This window comes from Gemmobacter sp. LW-1 (assembly GCF_001303875.1).
GTDB classification, from domain to species: Bacteria; Pseudomonadota; Alphaproteobacteria; order Rhodobacterales; family Rhodobacteraceae; genus Gemmobacter; species Gemmobacter caeni.
Genome location: NZ_LJSC01000043.1, coordinates 92,346 through 109,300, shown reverse-complemented (window position 1 = coordinate 109,300; position 16,955 = coordinate 92,346). Strand labels below are relative to the sequence as shown.

Sequence of the window (16,955 nt, the reverse complement as noted above, 5' to 3'; positions counted from 1 at the left end):
CGTCAAACTCCTTTTGCGCGGCGAAGGGCCTTCAGGCTGTGGATCACGTCGCGTAGCGCGTAGATCAGACAGCCGACCGAGCCGACGACGAGCGACATCTGTGGCACCCACATCGGGATGCCGAACGAGGGCGTGAACTGCGGCCGCTGCATGCCCCAGGCAAGCATGCGATAGGTCCAGTAGCTGAACAGCGCTGTGGCACACACGGTGCAAAGCGCCACAACAAGCTGTTGCAAGGCGCGTTGACGCGGATCGACCAGCTTTTCGTTCAGCCAGTCCACCACAAGATGCTGGTGCCTGCGTGACGCGGTTGCCGCGCCAAGCATGTAGCTGGCCATCGCGAAAAGCCCGATGATCTCGAATATTCCGACAACGGAAATGTTGGCGAAACGGGCGACGATCAGAAAGACCATCAGCGAAACCACCACCGCCATGGCGATAGCTGCGAGCGTGTCAAGCACGCCCGCAGCCAGTTTGCCAAACCCGGCCATGCGCATCAGAACTCGGCAGCGTTGGCACGGACCTTGTCCATGATCTCCTGCCCGATGCGCTTGTCCATCTGCGGCCAGACCTCGTCACGCACCTTGCGGGCAATCGGGGCAAGATCCGAGTCCGAGGGTTCGATATATTCGATGCCCGCCTCTTTCGCCTTATCGACATAGCCTGCGTCGATGGTCCGGGCGGAATCGAAGCCGTCCTGCATCACGACCTGCGCGGCATCGGCCACGACCTTCTTCTGCTCGTCGCTTAGACCGGCCCAGAATTCGCCATTGGCGGAAATGACGCCGGTGATGAACTGCTGGCGGGTGCGGTTGTAGTAGTTGATCGTGTCGCGGAAATATTCGTAATCCCAATAGATCACGTTGGCCGCATCCCCGTCGACAACCCCGGTCTGGATCGAGGTGAAGGTTTCTGACCAGTCGATCGAGGCCGTCTGATACCCCATCGCCTGCAAGGATTCCGCCATCGGGAACATCGTCGGCACCCGCACCTTCAGCGAGGCGGCTTCTTCCAGCGATTTGGCGTATTTGCCTTTGGTTGCCACGCCGTTGAAGCCCTCGGGCCAGGCGCCGAAGAATTTCAGCCCGATGTCGGAATAGACCTCGTCCAGAATGCCGTTCAGCCAGCCGCCCTGCCCGTAGGCATTGAAGGCATCATCCCAGCTTTTCAGCATGTAGGGCGTGTACAGCAGCCCGATCCGTTCGTCGTAAGAGGTGGAGGGCCAGTTGATCATCAGCTGCACATCATTGGCGACGAACAGGTCAAAGATCTCCTGCTGGCCGCCCAGTTCGTTCTGGTAAAAGATGTTGACCTTGATGTCGCCCTTGGTGCCCTCTTCGATCAGCGAGGCCCATTTTTCCATCGCATCGCCGGTGGGCGAGCCTTTGGCGCCCGAATCCGTCGCCAGCTTGATCGTCATGCTTTGCGCGGATGCGGTCAGGGCAATCAGGCTGACGCCTGCGGCAAGGGCGAGGGTCTTGAGTGCGGTGATCGGCATGACAATCCTCCATGTTGCGTCATGTGTGGCCTGCGATTGCAGGGCGCGGCATCCGGCGCGCGTGCCGCGCTGCCGGCCGCTGCGATTCCGTTACCTGCACCGCCACATGACGCCGCCTTGACAAAATTGTTACCCTTCTCCGCACACTTGTGTCCACAGAAATTATTGGCAGTAGCGCGCAAACTGCCGCCGGATGCTTCGGGCATTGCGCCCTGCGGCCGGCCCCGCGTATTCTGGCCGCAGAAACGGGAACAATCAGGGATTGGCGCGTGCGGGACAGGGATGCGACAGGGGTGCAGGTTGACGATGCCGAAGACCGGGCCGAACGGCGAACCAGACAGGACTGGCTGGATCTGGCACTGCGGACCCTTGTCGACGAAGGCATTGACAATGTCAAAATCCAGATCATGTCCAAGCAGTTGAACGTCGCAAGATCCAGTTTTTACTGGCATTTTGAAAGCCGCGAGGCATTGCAGCAAGCCATGTTGGACGATTGGCTGCGTAAGAATACCAGCCCGATCATCGAACGCGCGATGCGCCCGGCGCCGGATGTCATTTTCGCGGTGATCAATGTCTTTGAATGCTGGCTGGATGAAACGCTGTTCAGCCCGGCGCTGGACATGGCGGTGCGTCTTTGGGCGCGACGTTCCGCAGAGGTGCGCGATGTCGTGACCCAGGCTGATGGAATCAGGGTAGATGCCCTGCGCCGCATGTTCCTGCGCTATGCCTATCCCGAAGAGGAGGCTCTGATCCGCGCGCGCACCCTGTATTACACGCAGATCGGGCAATATACGCTGGAGGATTTCGAGGCCCCGGAGGTCCGGTTCTCGCGCGGTCCCGCCTATCTGCACATCTTCTCGGGACAGGAGCCGACGGCCGCGCATCGTGCACATCTGTCGAAATGTATTGAGGAAAAGTTCTTCGTGCCCCTGCGGGCCAAAATGGCTGACAAGGGAGGCGACTGAGCGGCGGTAACGGCAGCCCCTCGGAAACTCTGGACATAAGTGTACGGGCATGTCACCTTCCTGAAATCAGGGAGGCTCACCATGCTGAATCACTATCGGGTCGTCATCATCGGCGGGGGCGTGGTCGGCGCCTCGGTTGCCTATCATCTTGCGAAATTCGGCTGGACCGACGTGGCCATCGTCGAGCGGGACGTGCTGACCGCCGGGTCAAGCTGGCATGCCGCAGGCGGCTTTCATGCGCTGAATGCCGATCCCAACATCGCCGCACTTCAGGCCTATACGATCGACCTGCTGACCGAGGTGGGCGCGGAATCCGGCATCAATATCGGGATGCACATGACCGGCGGCATTTCCATCGCCTCGGCCCCGGCGCGGTGGGAGTGGCTGCAATCGGCTTATCGCACCTTCCAGTCGCTCGGGATCGAAGATGTGGAACTGATCGGGCCGGAGGAGATCAGGCGCCGCTGCCCCATCATCTCGACCGAGGGCATCATCGGCGGCATGTGGAGCGACCGCGAAGGCCATATCGACCCATCGGCGGTGGTACATGCCTATGCCCGCGCCGCGAAAAACCGGGGCGCGCACATCCTGGAACATACGAAGGTCGAAAGTCTGAACCAGCGTGGGGATGGCCAATGGGAGGTTGTCACCGACAAGGGTGTGATCATCGCCGAGCATGTGGTCAATGCCGGTGGTCTCTGGGCCAAGCAGGTGGGGCGGATGGCGGGGGTCGACCTGCCGGTCACGCCGATGGAGCATCATTATCTGGTGACCGAAGCGATCCCCGAACTGGTGGCGATGCAGGGAGAAATCCCGCTGATCGTCGATCTGGAAGGCTTTACCTACACCCGGCAGGAACAGAAGGGCCTGCTTCTGGGGATCTACGAACGCGACTTCAAGCATTGGCACATGGAGGGCGCACCCTGGGATTTCGGTATCGAGCTTATCCAGGAAGACCTTGGGCGGATCGAACATGAACTCGGCCTCGGGTTCCAGCGCTTTCCCTGCCTGAACGAAGCGGGCGTCAAGCGCTGGGTCAACGGCGCCTTCACCTTCTCGCCTGACGGCAATCCGCTGGTCGGGCCGGTGCGCGGCCTGCGCAACTACTGGGTCGCCTGCGGGGTCATGGCGGGCTTCCTGCAGGGTGGCGGCGTCGGCAAGTCGCTGGCTGAATGGATGATCAGCGGCGCGCCGCAGGCCGATATCTTTGGCATGGATATTGCGCGCTACGGCGATTTTGCCTCGAACCGCGAATATATCCGTCAGACCACCGGACAATTCTATTCGCGCCGCTTCGTCATGTCCTACCCGAACGAGCAGCTTCCGGCTGGCCGCGTGTTGAAAACGCCAGGTGCCTATGCCGACATGACTGCCGCCGGGTGTCAGTGGGGTTCGGGCTGGGGGCTGGAACAGCCGCTGTATTTCGCACCGGCCGGGTTCCGGGAGGAGCCTTCGCTGAAACGGTCGAATGCTTTCGATCTTGTCGGGGCCGAAGCGCGGGCGGCGCGCGAGGGGGTGGCGCTTCTCGATATCACCGCCTTTTCGCGGTACGAGGTCAGCGGCCCCGGGGCCGAAGCCTGGCTGGCGCGCACCTTCGCCTGCAAGCTGCCAAAGCCGGGCCGGGCGGGCCTTGCGCCCATGCTGTCAGAAGATGGCAAGCTGAAGGGCGATCTGTCCCTGCTGAATTGGGGGAATGGCACCTGGTGGATCATGGGATCGTATTATCTGCGTCAGTGGCACATGCGCTGGTTCGAGGGCACCCTGCCCGCCGGTGTCACCTTGCGCGACATCTCGGATTCGGTCGGGGGGTTCGCTGTGACCGGCCCCCGCTCCCGCGAGGTATTGCAGAAACTCAGCCATCAGGACCTGTCCTCCCGCGCTTTGCCGTTCATGGGGCTGGCGCAGGTGGATCTGGGGCTGCTGCGCACCCGCGTAGCCCGCATGTCGGTCACGGGCGAACTGGGGTTCGAGATCAACGTCGGCGCGCTGGAACATGCCAGCCTGCGCAAGATGCTGCTTGAGGCGGGCGCCGCGTTCGGCATCCGCGAAATCGGCTTCAACGCCGTACTGTCGCTGCGGCTGGAAAAGAGCTTCGGCATCTGGTCGCGCGAATTCACCCAGGGCTATACGCCGGGCGAAACCGGGCTGTCGCGGTTCATTGACTGGACCCGCGAAGGCTTTGTCGGGCGCACGGCGGCGCTGGCCGAACGCGACGCGCCCTCATCGCGCACCGTCGTGACGCTGGAAGTGGACGCCACCGATGCCGATGCCACCGGATATGAGCCCGTCTGGCAGGATGGCCGGCTGGTCGGTTTTGTCACGTCGGGCGGTTATGGCCATACCATCGGCAAGAGCCTTGCCATGGCCATGGTCGACCGCAGCGTTGCGGCGCCCGGCACCGCGCTCAGCCTGCATATCGTGGGCCAGGAAGTGACGGCGCGGGTCATTCCGCCCTCGCCTTATGACCCTGAAGGATCGGCGCTGCGCGCCTGACCGCCCTGCCCCGCCGCCCGCAGGCGGGGCCTCTCACAGCCGGAAGATCGTGATGACAAGGCACTATTCGGCCCTCTCTCTGGTGAAAGAGGGTCTCAACAACCAGAAGGGCTGGGTCCGCGCCTGGGAAAGCCGGGCGCCGAAGCCGCGCTATGATGTTGTAATCATCGGCGGCGGCGGTCATGGCCTGGCCACGGCCTATTATCTGGCGCGGACCCACGGGATCACCAATGTCGCGGTGATCGAAAAGGGTTGGCTGGGCGGCGGCAATACCGGGCGCAACACCACGGTGGTGCGGTCGAACTATTTTTTCCCGGAAAGCGTGCGGCTTTATGACATGTCGCTGAAGCTCTACGAGGGCCTGTCGCGCGAGCTCAACTATAACATCATGCTGTCGCAGCGCGGCATGATCAGCCTCGCCCATACCCCCGCCGAGATGGAGATGTCCGCCCGCGTGGTGAACGCCATGCAGATCAACGGCACCGATGCCGAGCTTTTCGGCCCCGAGGACGTGCGGCGGGTGCTGCCGATCTACAATTTTTCCGACAAGGCCCGGTATCCGGCGCTTGGTGGGGTCTGGCAGGGCCGCTCCGGTACGGCCCGGCACGATGCGGTGGCCTGGGGCTATGCCCGCGCGGCCTCCCGTCTCGGGGTCGACATCCTCCAGCAATGCGAGGTGCAGGATTTTCTGATCGAGGGCGGACGCTGCCGGGGGGTCGTCACCAGTCGCGGCACGATCCGGGCGGATCGTGTGGGCATGGCGGTGGCGGGCCATTCGTCGCAAATGGCAGCACGGGCCGGGTTCCGCCTGCCCGTCGTATCCTACGCGCTGCAGGCCTGCGTGTCCGAGCCGGTGAAACCCGTGCTTGATACCATCGTCCTGTCCCCCGGCGCGGGCACCTATGCGAGCCAGTCCGACAAGGGCGAAATGGTGGTGGGCGGCGGGTTGGATCGCATCCCCTCTTACGGTCAGCGTGGCAACCTGCCGGTGCTGGAAACGGTTTTGTCAGGTCTGGTCGAGATGTTTCCGGCCTTCCGCCAGCTCAGGCTGATGCGGCAATGGGCGGGGATCGTGGATGTGGTGCCCGACAGTTCGCCCATCCTGGGGGAAAGCCCGCTGCCGGGCCTGTTCCTGAACTGCGGCTGGGGAACCGGCGGGTTCAAGGCGATCCCGGCGGGCGGCACCCTGCTTGCACACCTTCTGGCCACCGGCATCCATCACGATATCTCGCGCCCTTTCGATCTGGACCGCTTTGCCACCGGCCGCCTGATCGACGAGGCCGCAGGTTCCGGCATCGCACACTGAGGCATCATCCATGCAGATCTTTTCCTGCCCGTTTTGCGGCCCCCGGCCCGAATACGAATTCCACTTCGGGGGCGATCTGGGCAATCACCGCCCCGAAGGCCCCGAGGTTTCGGCTGAAGTCTGGGCGCAATACCTGCACTTCCGCAACAACCCCAAGGGCGCCTCGGAGGAGATCTGGCTGCATATGACCTGTGGCGAGATCTTCGCGCTGCGGCGCGATACCCTGACGATGGAGGCCGCCCCCGGCCAGGCGCTGACCGCAGCGGAGGGCCGGCCATGACTGCACGCCGCCTGCCCCGCGGGGGCGAGATCGACCGCACGCGCCCGCTGCGCTTCACTTTCGACGGCCAGGCGGTTTCCGGGTTCCATGGTGATACGCTGGCATCCGCCCTGCTGGCTTCGGGCCAGCCCGTCCTTGGCCGCAGCTTCAAGTATCGCCGCCCACGCGGATTGTTCGGTGCGGGTGTGGAAGAGCCGAACATCTATGCCGATGTGACCGGAGACGGACAGTTCCGCCCCAATCAGCGCGTGACCACCGAACCCGCCATCGACGGGCTCGATCTGCGTGCGGTCAACGCGAGCCCGACCGCGCGCAATGACCGCACGGGATTCATCGACCTCTGTGCGCGCTTCATCCCTTCGGGCTTCTACTACAAGACCTTCATGTGGCCCGACTGGCATCTGTTCGAGCCGCGCATCCGCGCCATGGCCGGTCTGGGCCGGGTGGAAACCGGCCAGACCGGACCGGCGGGGGATCAGATAAACCATTTCTGCGATGTGGTTGTCGTGGGCGCCGGGCCGGTTGGCATTGCCGCCGCGCTGGCGCTGGCCCGGCGGGGTGACGAGGTGATGCTGGTCGATGAGGGCAGCCGCATTGGCGGAAGCCTGCTTTACCGGGACGCCCGGATCGACGGCGTACCGGGCGCCGACTGGCTGCCTGCCGCCAATGCCGAACTGGCCGCCCTGGGCGTAAGGGTTCTGACCCGCACCACCGCTTTCGGTATCTATGACCATGGTCTGATCGCGCTGAACCAGAGGGGAGAAGCCGGACGGCCGGATACGTTGTGGCGGGTGCGGCCGGATCGCATCGTTCTGGCGGCGGGGGCGATCGAGCGCCCCCTGCCCTTCGCGCAGAACGATCTGCCCGGCATCCTGTCGGCGCAGGCAGGACTGGCCTATCTGCGCCGGTTTGCGGTCCTGCCCGGCGCCCGTCTGGTCATCGCGACCAACAACTCAACGGGCGCCGAGGTGGCGGGGGCCATGGCAGCGGCAGGGGCGAGCGTGACCCTGATCGACCGCAGGCCGCAGGCCACCGGGCCGGACACCGTTGATCTGCGGGCAGGCCGCAGCCTCCGCCGTGCCTTTGGCCGTGGCCAGGTGACGGGGGTCGAACTGGATGATGGCACGCGGCTAGATTGCGATGGCGTTCTGGTCTCCGGCGGATTTACCGCCAGCATCCACCTTTTTGCGCAGGCGCGTGGCAAGCTGGCCTGGGATGACCGCCGCCTCACCTTCCTGCCGGGCGCGGAGGTTCCGGGCTTCACTGTCATCGGTGCTGCCGCCGGGCATTTTACGCTCGCCGACGGGCTCGCCGCGCTGCCCGCAGCGCTTGGCCTGTCCTCCGCGCCGGTCGCCGAAAGCGCGCCTTACGACATCACACCTGCCTGGCCTGAACCCGGCCGGAAGGACCGGGTCTGGGTGGACTATCAGCATGATGTCACCGCCAAGGATGTCGAACTGGCCGCGCGCGAGAATTTCGTCTCTGTCGAGCATCTGAAGCGCTACACGACCCTTGGCATGGCTACTGATCAGGGCAAGACCTCGAACCTGAACGGGCTGGCGCTGATGGGGCAGATCACCGGGCGCACCATTCCCGAGGTCGGCACCACGACCTATCGCCCGCCTTTCACCCCCGTGCCCTATGCCAGCTTTGCCGGGCCGCGCGGGGCGAGCCGCATGAACCCCGTGCGCCGCCTCGCGCTGGAGACGCAGCATCGCGCGGCGGGGGCCGTTCTGGCGGAATATGGCGGATGGCTGCGTCCCGTTCATTATGGCCGGGACGAAACGGCCATCCTGACCGAGGCGCGAATGGCGCGGCAGGCGGTCGGGCTGTTCGATGCCTCGCCTCTGGGCAAGATCGAGGTCATCGGCCCGGATGCGGCGGAGTTTCTGGATTTCATCTATTACAACACCATGTCGACGGTGAAGCCCGGCCATTGCCGCTATGGCTTTATCCTGTCTGAAAGCGGCGTGGTGTTCGACGACGGTGTGCTGGTGCGGCTTGATGACGACAGGTTCGTGGTGTCCTGCTCATCCTCCCATACCGCTGGCGTCCATGCCCTGCTGGAGGAATGGCGGCAGGACAGGTTCCCTCGCAAAGCTATCTTCATCCACAACGCCACAGCAGAAACCGCCACGATCACCGTGTCTGGCCCCCGCGCTCGCGATACCATTGCGGCGGCGGGCATCGCGGCGGATCTTTCGGATGCGGCTTTCCCGCATATGACAAGCCGCTGGCTGGCAGCCGAGGCGCTGCGCCTGACGCGGGTCAGTTTTACGGGCGACCGTTCGTATGAAATCTCGGTCCGGCAGGATCGCGCAGCGGCCTTGTGGGACCGGCTTGCCGAAGCCGCCGCACGCCATGGTGGTGGCCCGGCCGGGATCGAGGCCATCATGATCCTGCGTGCCGAGAAGGGTTTCATTGTCATCGGCAAGGATTCCGATGGCATGACGCGCCCGATGGATCTTGGCGTCTCCGGCCTGCTGCGGACAAAGAAGGCAGAGTTTATCGGTCGGCGTTCGCTGTTTCAGGAAGAGGCGCAGCGCCCGGACCGCAATCAACTGGTCGGACTGCTGCCCGCCGATGGTCAGGGTCTGCTGCCGGTGGGGGGGCATGGTCTTGACCTGTCGGGACCAGTGCCGCGTTCCATCGGTTATATTACCTCCAGCTCTCCGGGCGCGGCGGTGGATCATCCGGTGGCGCTGGGGCTGATCGAACGCGGTGCCAGCCGGCATGGCGAAGAAATCGTGATCCAGCATCTTGGCCAACGTCGCCGGGCGCGGATCTGCGCCCCCTGTTTTCTTGATCCGAAGGGAGATCGGCTGAATGCCTGACCGTTCCGGCTTCTGGCCTGCCCCGCCTGCCCCCGATACCCGGCTGGAGGGCGAGGGGCTTTCTGTCCGCCAATTGCCGCCTGTGCCTCAGGTGATGGTCAGCGGCGCTACAGACCGCTTTCTCGCGGCCCGGGGTCTTGGCCCGGCAGTCGGCCTTCTGGGGCAGGTCACACCCGAGCGCTATGCCCTGCGGCTTGCCCGGCACAGAATGCTGGTGGCTGGTGTCCGGCAGGATCATGAAACGGCGGGCTGGCAGGATGGAGTGGCCACGACGCCGATGACCGGGGCGCTGGCAGTGCTTGAAATCGCGGGACCGAACGGCATGGCGCTGTTTGCCCGTGCCTCTGCGATTGATCCACGCCTGTCCAGCGCCAGCGCCGCGCTGGATTTCGCAGGGGTTCATGCCGCCCTGTGCAGGGTGGAGGGGGTCTTGAGGCTGCATGTCGACCGGGGGCTGGTGCCCTATCTGTTCGACTGGATCGCCGCGACCGGCATGGCACGCTGAAAAACCCGGCGCCGTCAGGACGGCGCCGGGCAAGATTGCAAGGAGGCGTGGATCAGGCCTCGAACAGGTCCAGTTCCATCACCTTGACCCAGGCTGCAATGAAATCAGCCACGAATTTCGCTGCATTGTCGGACTGGGCATAGACTTCGGACAATGCGCGCAGTTGCGAGTTCGATCCGAAGACCAGATCGGCGCGCGTGCCGGTCCAGCGCAGTTCGCCCGTCTTGCGGTCCCGGCCCTCGAACCGGGTCTGATCCGCATTCGCGCCGTGCCATTCCACCGCCATGTCGAGCAGGTTGACGAAGAAGTCATTCGTCAACTGACCTTTGCGCCCGGTCAGCACCCCGTCGGCAGAGCCGTTGTAGTTGGCGCCAAGTACCCGCAGCCCGCCGACCAGCACGGTCATTTCCGGCGCGCTGAGCGTCAGAAGCTGGGCGCGATCCACCAGCATTTCCTCGGGCGCGGTTCGGAAATTGGCCTTGGAATAGTTGCGGAACCCGTCAGCCTGCGGCTCCAGCGGATCGAAGCTCGCGGCATCGGTCTGCGCTTCGGTGGCATCCATCCGGCCCGGCGTGAACGGCACGCTGACCGGGTGTCCCGCGGCAAGCGCCGCCGCTTCGACGGCAGCAGAACCGCCCAGCACGATCAGATCGGCCAGCGAGACCTTCTTGCCGCCGGTCTGCGCGGCGTTGAAATCGGCCTGCACGCCTTCCAGCGCGGCAAGAACGCGGGAAAGCTGCGCGGGCTGGTTGACCTCCCAGTCCTTTTGCGGCGCAAGGCGGATGCGTGCGCCATTGGCGCCACCGCGCTTGTCGGAACCCCGGAAGGTCGAGGCAGAGGCCCAGGCCGTCGCCACCAGTTCGGCGCTGCTCAGGCCCGTCGCCAGAATCCGCGCCTTCAGATCGGTGATATCGGCGGCGTCGATCAGCGCGTGATCCCGCGCCGGAATCGGGTCTTGCCAGATCAGATCCTCGGTCGGGGCTTCCGGCCCCAGATACAGCGCCTTCGGACCAAGATCACGATGCAGCAGCTTGAACCAGGCACGGGCAAAGGCATCGGCGAACTGGTCAGGGTTCTGGTGGAACCGGCGCGCAATGGGTTCGTAGATGGGATCGAAGCGCAGCGACAGGTCCGCCGTGGTCATGAAGGGTGCGTGCCGGATCGCGGGATCATGCGCATCGGGGATCATGTGTTCAGGACGCACATCCTTCGCCCGCCACTGGATCGCACCGGCCGGGCTTTTCACCTGTTCCCACTCGTAGCCGAACAGCATGTCGAAATAGCCGTTGTCCCAGGTGGTCGGATTGGGTTTCCATGCCCCTTCAAAGCCTGAAGTGGTGGTGTGGATGCCCTTGCCGGTGCCGAAGCTGTTGATCCAGCCAAAGCCCTGCGCCTCGATGGCGCCGCCTTCCGGTTCAGCCCCGACCAGCGCCGGATCGCCCGCGCCATGGGCCTTGCCGAACGTATGGCCGCCAGCCACCAGCGCCACCGTTTCCTCGTCGTTCATCGCCATACGGCCGAAGGTCTCGCGCACATCGCGGCCCGAAGCGACGGGATCGGGGTTGCCGTCCGGCCCCTGCGGGTTGACATAGATGAGGCCCATCTGCACGGCGGCCAGCGGGTTCGCCAGATCCCGTTCGCCGGAATAGCGGCTGCTCGGTTTGTCCGACGTGGCAAGCCATTCACCTTCCGGCCCCCAGTAGATATCTTCCTCCGGCGCCCAGATGTCGGCCCTGCCCCCGGCAAAGCCGAAGGTCTTGAAGCCCATGGTCTCCATCGCGACATTGCCCGCCAGCAGCATCAGATCGGCCCAGGAAATCCGGTTGCCGTATTTCTGCTTCACCGGCCACAACAGGCGGCGGGCCTTGTCCAGATTGCCGTTGTCCGGCCAGGAGTTCAGCGGCGCGAACCGCTGGTTGCCGGTCGAGCCGCCGCCCCGCCCGTCAGCGGTGCGATAGGTGCCCGCCGCATGCCAGGCCATGCGGATCATGAAGCCGCCGTAATGGCCCCAGTCGGCTGGCCACCAATCCTGGCTGTCGGTCATCAGCGCCGCCAGATCCTTCTTCAGCCCGTCATAATCAAGCTTTTGGAACTCAGTGCGATAATCGAAACCGGCGCCCATCGGATCTGATTTCGGGCTGTGCTGATGCAGGATCGACAGGTTGAGCTGGTTCGGCCACCAGTCCTTGTTGCCGCGCCCGCCCAGCGTGGTCTGCGGCAGGCTGTGATGCATCACCGGGCAGCGCCCGGCGGGGGTATTTCCGTCCATGATTTTCCTCCCAGGATCGGCGGTTGGCGATCAGCCATCAATCGGGCGCCAGCTTCCGGGCGGGTGCCCGGACCTCCCGCAGGTGGCCTTCAATCTGGAATCATTCTAGTCACGGATCACTGTAAGGGAAACTTGAATATTCTTATTTCTGATATAAGGTTTCCTGATGAAGGGCCTGACACTGAAGCAGATACGCTATTTCGAGGCGCTCGCCCGTCACCGCACCTTCGGGCGCGCGGCGGAAGCCTGCGCCGTGACCCAGCCCGCCTTGTCCATGCAGATCAAGGAACTGGAGGAAATGGCCGGAACGCCGCTGCTGGAACGGGGACCGCGGCAGATCCGGCTGACCGCCTTTGGCGAGATGTTCCTGACCCGCGCCCAGGCCATGCTGGCCATCGTCGATGATCTGGATGATCTGGCGCGCGCGGCGGGCGGTCAGCCGGCGGGCAAGCTGCGGCTTGGCGTGATCCCGACCATTGCGCCTTATCTGCTGCCGGCAGTCATCACCCGGCTGTCCCAGCAATTCCCCGGCCTGATGCCGATTCTGCGCGAAACCATGACCTCGCGCCTGATCGAGGAACTGAACGATGGCAGGATCGACGCCGCCATCCTTGCGCTGCCGGTCTCCGAACCGGCGCTGACTGAAGTGTCCCTGTTCACCGAACGGTTCGTGCTGATCCGGCAGATCGCCGATGCCGACAGGCCGGTGCCCAGCCGCGACATGCTGCGTGAGATGCGCCTGCTGCTGCTGGAAGAGGGGCATTGTTTCCGGGATCAGGCGCTGTCCTTCTGCGACATGCCCTCGACCCAGCCGCGCGAGATGCTGGACGGCAGTTCGCTGTCCACGCTGGTGCAGATGGTGGGGGTCGGAATCGGAGTGACGCTGATCCCCGAAATGGCGGTGCCAATCGAAACGCGGTCTGCCGCCGTCTCGGTCGCGCGCTTCCGCGATCCGCAGCCGGTGCGGACAATCGGCATGGTCTGGCGACGCTCCAGCGGTATGGAGGCGCAGCTTCTCCAGATCGCCGAAGTGGTGCGGCACTGCGGCATGACGTTACGGCAGGCCAGTGGCCTCACGACCCTGCCGGGCTGGCGCCGCTGAGGCCGGTGACGCGCTGTCCGTCACGCGGAAATGCTTGATGAATGCAACATCTGCATTGTAGGTTTGATCCACAGAAGCGGCAGAACCCGTCAAAATCGGACACCGCTTGCGGCATTATGTAGTCTGAAACCGGCGGGGAGGGCCGGTGCAAAGAAAGCAGAAATGCTGAATTTATATATGGATCACTGGACATTGGGAGGATGACCATGGTCGACATCATTTCGAAGCGCGATGGCCCGCGCCGCGAGGACGAGCGTGCCCGGCGCATGATTCAGGCGAATCAGGGGGCCATTACCCAGATTGCCGACCGGCTGACCCAGGGTGCCTACAGCGCGGGTAAACGCGCCAAGGCCGCTGCCAGCAATGCCCCGCCGCCGCCCGATGGCAAGATCTTCCACGATCTGACCTCAGGGCGCGCGCAGACCGGCACCGCCTCGGGCGATATCCGGGTCAAGGTCAGCGTCAATAACCGTGTGGTGGCCTATGACAGCGGGTCGGGGCGGCAGCTTCATCTGCTGGGTGAAATCCGTCGGCAGGATGATGTGCGCTACTTCGCGCTGGCATCGCGCGAGAACGGGTTCTTCTCGGCCCTGCCCGAGGATGTGACCGAGGCCATTGGCGAGCTGGATGGCCAGATCATCGACGACGCCTGCCCCGAAAGCCTGCTGGCCGGCGAAATTTCTGAGCGGCTTGGCTTTCAATGACGTTCCGGCGTCCGCTTCTGGCGGGCGCTTTCCCTCCCGCCGATACCCGTACACCCGCACATCGTAACTGCGTGCGTCAGCAAGGGCGAAATCCGCGCCCCAGCCCTTTGGGAGGAACTGCATGACCGATCTGGCAACGGGATTTCATACCCGGACCGGCATGTTCGAGGACTGGCTTGACCAGCGCGCCACCATGCGCGCCTGGGAGGATTTTCTGACCTTCAAGGAACTGGACCCCATACGGACCTCGGGCGTCCGGCGCGAGATCCTTGAATCCTGGTCCCGCAGTCTGGCCTCCGGCATCGACGCCACCGCCGAACTGGCGCCGCTGGACGAGACGGAGGAGCGGCTTGAGGATGCGCGGCAGAAGAATTCCGAACTGCGCGCGGCAGCCCGGCATCCGTTCGAAAAGATCGGCCCGCTGCTGTCAGAGGCCAATGCGCTGCTGATCCTGACCGATGCCGAGGGGCTTGTTCTGGATCAGATCGGCGATTTGCGCACACATGATGCCGCGCGCAGCATCCATCTGGTCCGGGGAGGCCAATGGGACGAATCCGCGATTGGCACCAACGGGATCGGCACCGCGATCCGTTCGGGACGGCCAACTGTCGTCCACGCGTCAGAGCATTTCTGTCAGGGCATCAAGGCCTGGACCTGTGCGGCTGCGCCGATCCGCGACCCGGTGGACCAGCGCATCATCGGTGCGGTGGATCTCTCCGGCCCGCCCAGCATCTTTCGCCCGCACAATGTCGCCATGATCGCGGCCGTTGCCCGCGAGATCGAATCCAGTCTGGCCGAGCGGCAGGAAATGCGCCGCACACGGCTGCTGGAGGCATTCCTTGACAGCGGCCCGACCCGCAGCAGCCGCGACGCCGTGGTGATCCTCGACCGGATCGGGCGCGTGATGTATCACCGCTTTCCGGCGGGCGTGCCGAAGACGCCGAACCCGCCCGGTCTGACACTGGGACAGCAGTTCATCACGCTGACCGGCACCATGAGCGATCAGGACATCGCCCGCGCCATCCCGCCACATCTGCAACCCAGCGGCATCAGCAGGCTTTTTCTGGACGGGGAGTTCAGCGGAGCGGCACTGATCCTGCCGCCCCGGCGCAGCACCCCGGCCATCGCGGCAGAGCCGTTCCGCATTCCGCCGCGCGCGGGGGCGGAACGCGACGAACTGCTGATGATCGGGCAGTCCCCGAAGTTCGTGAAAGCTGTAGACCTTGCCCGCCGCACCGCCGCCGCAGGCTCTCCGGTTTTGATCCAGGGGGAAACCGGCGCGGGGAAGGAGCTGTTCGCCCGCCTGATCCATACCTCGGCCGCGCACAAGGGCCGCGCGCCTTTCGTCACCGTGAACTGTGGCGCGATTTCCGCCGATCTGTTTGGATCAGAGCTGTTCGGCCATGTCTCGGGGGCCTTCACAGGGGCCTCACGCGAAGGCAAGGCAGGCAAGTTTGAACAGGCCGACGGCGGCGTGCTGTGCCTCGACGAGATTGGCGAGATGCCGCTTGAATTGCAGCCCTATCTGCTGCGCGTGCTGGAACAGCGGGCGGTGTACCGTATTGGCTGTTCAAAGCGGCGGCAGGTCGATGTGCAGCTTGTGGCGATGACCAACCGCGATCTGGGCCAGGAGGTCGAGGCAGGTCGCTTCCGCCGGGATCTTTACTACCGCATCGGCGCCATGACGATCGAGGTGCCGCCGCTGCGGGAACGGCCCTGTGACATTCCGGCGCTGGCGGATCATTTCAACCGCGCCGTGGCCACCAAGATGCGGCGCGAACCGCTGCTGCTGTCAGAAGAGGTGGCGACGCGGCTGGGCGCCTATGGCTGGCCGGGCAATGTGCGGGAAATGCGCAACCTGTTCGAGCGCCTGCATCTGGTCGTCTCGGACGGGGTGGTGACAGAGGCTGATCTGCCCCCCGCCTTTCTCGCCCCCGTCGCCGTGCCGCATGGCAAGCTGTCCGCACCGCAGGAACCCGATCTGCCGCCCAATCTGACCGATATGGAAGAACAGGCGATCCGTCGCGCTCTGGCGGCAGAGCAGGGCAATCTGACCCGCGTCGCCGCCGTTCTGGGGATTTCCCGCCCGACGCTGTATCGCAAGCTGAAGACTTACGGGATCAAACGCAGCTACGGCTAGCGCGCGGCACTTTCGGGGCCGGAAATGACCAGACGGGGCGAAGGATGACCTTCGCCCCATCTGTTTTGATCAGCCGTCTTTGCGGATCAGAACATGACCTCGCCGCCATTCGGCGAAATGCAGGTGCCATGGAAGAAGGCCCCTTCGGGCGAGGCCAGAAGCACCGCTGCCGGGGTGATCTCGTCAACCTCGGCAAAACGACCCAGCGGGATTGCGGCCTTCAGCGTATCCAGAAGCTCCTGTGACAATGGCGTCAGCAGGTCGGTGTTGGTCACGCCCGGTGCCACTGCGTTCACAAGAACACCCGTCCCGGCGCATTCCAGCGCCAGCGCACGCGTAAAGGTCGCGTTTGCCCCTTTCGCCGCGCAATAATGCGTCAGCGTGGGTGCCCCCTTGTAGGCCAGTTGCGAGGTGATGTTGATGATCCTGCCGCTGCCGCGTTTCTTCATATCGCGATAGACGGTCTGGGCCATGAAGAAGGTGCCCTTCACATGGACATCCAGCATCCGGTCAAAGCTGGCCTCACTGATATCCTCGAACGCTTCGGTGATATTGTGCCCGGCATTGTTGACCAGAATGTCGATCTCGCCCAGGGCGGCCTTTGCCCCGGCATAGAACGCATGGATGGCCGCGACTGAGGAGACGTCGCATTCGGCGGCATGGACCTTACGGCCCAGGGCGGCGATGGCGGCGGCAGTTTCCTTCGCACGCTCGTCATCGCGGAAGTGGCAGAACGCGATATCCGCGCCCTCTGCCGCAAGGGCGAGGGCGATGCCCCGCCCGATGCCGCGCGATCCGCCCGAAACGATTACCGTCTTGCCCGCAAGTTTCTGGGTGCTCATTGTCATTTCTCCTGTGA

General features: G+C 64.3%; 13 protein-coding genes. 9 read left to right on the top strand and 4 right to left on the bottom strand.

Going from position 1 to position 16,955, the window contains the following annotated elements; genetic code table 11:
* Window positions 1–2 precede the first annotated feature (2 nt).
* The gene (locus AO684_RS11750; RefSeq protein ID WP_054302933.1) at window positions 3–497 is read right to left on the bottom strand and encodes a TRAP transporter small permease; all 495 of its coding nucleotides are present in this window, start codon (window positions 495–497) and stop codon (window positions 3–5) included.
* Window positions 497–1,498 (bottom strand): TRAP transporter substrate-binding protein DctP, encoded by a 1,002-nt coding sequence (gene dctP, locus AO684_RS11745; RefSeq protein ID WP_054302932.1) that lies wholly within the window; start codon window positions 1,496–1,498, stop codon window positions 497–499. Before dctP ends, AO684_RS11750 begins: the two co-directional genes overlap by 1 nt.
* A gap of 269 nt (window positions 1,499–1,767) precedes the next feature.
* On the opposite strand from dctP, the gene AO684_RS11740 reads away from it, so the two are divergent.
* From AO684_RS11740 to AO684_RS11715, 6 genes are all read left to right on the top strand, one after another.
* On the top strand, window positions 1,768–2,463 hold the full coding sequence (locus AO684_RS11740) for a TetR/AcrR family transcriptional regulator (RefSeq protein WP_200907805.1): 696 nt from the start codon (window positions 1,768–1,770) through the stop codon (window positions 2,461–2,463).
* Window positions 2,464–2,544: 81 nt separating this feature from the next.
* Complete coding sequence (locus AO684_RS11735) at window positions 2,545–4,956, top strand: FAD-dependent oxidoreductase (RefSeq protein ID WP_054302930.1); 2,412 nt, start codon at window positions 2,545–2,547, stop codon at window positions 4,954–4,956.
* A gap of 52 nt (window positions 4,957–5,008) precedes the next feature.
* Window positions 5,009–6,262: a sarcosine oxidase subunit beta family protein gene (locus tag AO684_RS11730; protein ID WP_054303041.1), complete on the top strand. Its 1,254-nt coding sequence runs from the start codon at window positions 5,009–5,011 to the stop codon at window positions 6,260–6,262.
* 10 nt (window positions 6,263–6,272) lie between these two features.
* Window positions 6,273–6,542, top strand: a complete 270-nt coding sequence (locus tag AO684_RS11725) for a sarcosine oxidase subunit delta (RefSeq protein ID WP_054302929.1) — start codon at window positions 6,273–6,275, stop codon at window positions 6,540–6,542.
* Complete coding sequence (locus AO684_RS11720; RefSeq protein WP_054302928.1) at window positions 6,539–9,376, top strand: FAD-dependent oxidoreductase; 2,838 nt, start codon at window positions 6,539–6,541, stop codon at window positions 9,374–9,376. Before AO684_RS11725 ends, AO684_RS11720 begins: the two co-directional genes overlap by 4 nt.
* Window positions 9,369–9,881, top strand: a complete 513-nt coding sequence (locus AO684_RS11715; RefSeq protein ID WP_054302927.1) for a hypothetical protein — start codon at window positions 9,369–9,371, stop codon at window positions 9,879–9,881. Before AO684_RS11720 ends, AO684_RS11715 begins: the two co-directional genes overlap by 8 nt.
* Before the next feature lie 52 nt (window positions 9,882–9,933).
* Here AO684_RS11715 and katG read toward each other — a convergent pair whose 3' ends face one another.
* On the bottom strand, window positions 9,934–12,150 hold the full coding sequence (katG, locus tag AO684_RS11710; RefSeq protein ID WP_054302926.1) for a catalase/peroxidase HPI: 2,217 nt from the start codon (window positions 12,148–12,150) through the stop codon (window positions 9,934–9,936).
* A gap of 166 nt (window positions 12,151–12,316) precedes the next feature.
* Here katG and AO684_RS11705 point away from each other — a divergent pair, with 166 nt between their 5' ends.
* The 3 genes from AO684_RS11705 (at window position 12,317) to AO684_RS11695 (ending at window position 16,096) form a co-directional block, all read left to right on the top strand.
* The gene (locus tag AO684_RS11705) at window positions 12,317–13,252 is read left to right on the top strand and encodes a hydrogen peroxide-inducible genes activator (RefSeq protein WP_054302925.1); all 936 of its coding nucleotides are present in this window, start codon (window positions 12,317–12,319) and stop codon (window positions 13,250–13,252) included.
* 206 nt (window positions 13,253–13,458) lie between these two features.
* Window positions 13,459–13,956: a hypothetical protein gene (locus tag AO684_RS11700; protein ID WP_054302924.1), complete on the top strand. Its 498-nt coding sequence runs from the start codon at window positions 13,459–13,461 to the stop codon at window positions 13,954–13,956.
* 121 nt (window positions 13,957–14,077) lie between these two features.
* Window positions 14,078–16,096, top strand: coding sequence for a sigma-54-dependent Fis family transcriptional regulator (locus AO684_RS11695; protein ID WP_235451274.1), 2,019 nt, complete (start codon window positions 14,078–14,080; stop codon window positions 16,094–16,096).
* An 86-nt stretch (window positions 16,097–16,182) separates the two neighbouring features.
* Here the strand turns inward: AO684_RS11695 and AO684_RS11690 are convergent, their stop codons facing one another.
* Entirely contained in the window at window positions 16,183–16,938 is a 756-nt protein-coding gene (locus AO684_RS11690; RefSeq protein ID WP_054302923.1) for an SDR family NAD(P)-dependent oxidoreductase, read from the bottom strand.
* Between the last annotated feature and the right edge of the window lie 17 nt (window positions 16,939–16,955).

What these genes read in the sequence shown, in the direction of transcription:
- AO684_RS11750 (WP_054302933.1), bottom strand. Translation starts at nt 497, where the DNA reads ATGCGCATGGCCGGGTTTGGCAAACTGGCTGCGGGCGTGCTTGACACG.
- dctP (WP_054302932.1), bottom strand. Translation starts at nt 1,498, where the DNA reads ATGCCGATCACCGCACTCAAGACCCTCGCCCTTGCCGCAGGCGTCAGC.
- AO684_RS11735 (WP_054302930.1), top strand. Translation starts at nt 2,545, where the DNA reads ATGCTGAATCACTATCGGGTCGTCATCATCGGCGGGGGCGTGGTCGGC.
- AO684_RS11730 (WP_054303041.1), top strand. Translation starts at nt 5,009, where the DNA reads ATGACAAGGCACTATTCGGCCCTCTCTCTGGTGAAAGAGGGTCTCAAC.
- AO684_RS11725 (WP_054302929.1), top strand. Translation starts at nt 6,273, where the DNA reads ATGCAGATCTTTTCCTGCCCGTTTTGCGGCCCCCGGCCCGAATACGAA.
- AO684_RS11720 (WP_054302928.1), top strand. Translation starts at nt 6,539, where the DNA reads ATGACTGCACGCCGCCTGCCCCGCGGGGGCGAGATCGACCGCACGCGC.
- AO684_RS11715 (WP_054302927.1), top strand. Translation starts at nt 9,369, where the DNA reads ATGCCTGACCGTTCCGGCTTCTGGCCTGCCCCGCCTGCCCCCGATACC.
- katG (WP_054302926.1), bottom strand. Translation starts at nt 12,150, where the DNA reads ATGGACGGAAATACCCCCGCCGGGCGCTGCCCGGTGATGCATCACAGC.
- AO684_RS11705 (WP_054302925.1), top strand. Translation starts at nt 12,317, where the DNA reads ATGAAGGGCCTGACACTGAAGCAGATACGCTATTTCGAGGCGCTCGCC.
- AO684_RS11700 (WP_054302924.1), top strand. Translation starts at nt 13,459, where the DNA reads ATGGTCGACATCATTTCGAAGCGCGATGGCCCGCGCCGCGAGGACGAG.
- AO684_RS11695 (WP_235451274.1), top strand. Translation starts at nt 14,078, where the DNA reads ATGACCGATCTGGCAACGGGATTTCATACCCGGACCGGCATGTTCGAG.
- AO684_RS11690 (WP_054302923.1), bottom strand. Translation starts at nt 16,938, where the DNA reads ATGAGCACCCAGAAACTTGCGGGCAAGACGGTAATCGTTTCGGGCGGA.